The sequence below is a fragment of the Achromobacter insolitus genome, assembly GCF_002209555.1.
Lineage (GTDB): Bacteria > Pseudomonadota > Gammaproteobacteria > Burkholderiales > Burkholderiaceae_B > Achromobacter > Achromobacter insolitus.
In genome coordinates this window covers 1-895 of record NZ_NJIF01000022.1, presented here as the reverse complement: position 1 = coordinate 895, position 895 = coordinate 1, and the positions used below count along the sequence as shown (strand labels likewise).

The following is an 895-nucleotide window of genomic DNA, read 5'->3' as shown; positions in this document are numbered from 1 at the left end:
GAGCACTTGATTTCTTGTGCTTGCGATCAGGACGGGGTTTTAAACCCAACCTAATCACTGTGCACTCGCATCAAGCGCCCACACTTATCGGTTGTTTAATTGTTAAAGAGCGGTACTGCTAAATTCGGTACTACTTACTGCATCTTGCCGCGAACTTCGCTCATCTCCGCTTTCGCAGAAACCGCTGAGTCAGCAGCAGAGAAACGAGATTATGAAGAAGTTTTTAGCGTTTGTCAAATCGTTGTCGCTTTTGTTTGAGTTTTTTTAACTCACCCGCGGCACCCAGACCTGCCCACTTGCTGCCTAGAACTTACCTAGGCCCTTCTTCACTCACCAGGGCAGACCCTGGTTTTCGCTTCCCTTAGCAACTATCGAAATGTCGGGGTAAACCCTGATTTTTCGGTAGCAGCCAAGCCGCAAACTATAACATCTTTTTTGCAGTTCATACAGCTGGCTTTTGCCTAACCTGCATCCTTTCCTGCAAAACCGCCGTTCCACTGAATTTTTCCAGCTTCGCCGCGTCGAGAACCTGAGGCTCTCACTCTATATAAAGACAAACCCCCGCAGGATAACCTGCGGGGGTTTGCGGAATAAAAGCTTGACGATGACCTACTTTCACAGACGTCCGTCCACTATCATCGGCGCAAAGTCGTTTCACTGTCCTGTTCGGGATGGGAAGGAGTGGGACCAACTCGCTATGGTCGTCAAGCGTAACTGGTTGAGCAGCTGCGGGTGAACGCAACCGCTCCAATCTTGGAAGAAACACAACGCGTGGTGATCAGAGTCAGACTCGATGATCACGCACGATGGGGTGTAATTGGTGTTGGCTGGCTGCCGACGGTGCAGCCAGATTTTGTATTGAACGACACTTGGTACGCTATATCACCAGGTCATA

The 895-nt window shown here is 49.7% G+C and carries 1 rRNA gene; it reads right to left on the bottom strand.

The window, feature by feature from the left end:
- Positions 1-596: 596 nt before the first annotated feature.
- Positions 597-709: ribosomal RNA gene (gene rrf, locus CEY08_RS29710) — 5S ribosomal RNA — on the bottom strand.
- Between the last annotated feature and the right edge of the window lie 186 nt (positions 710-895).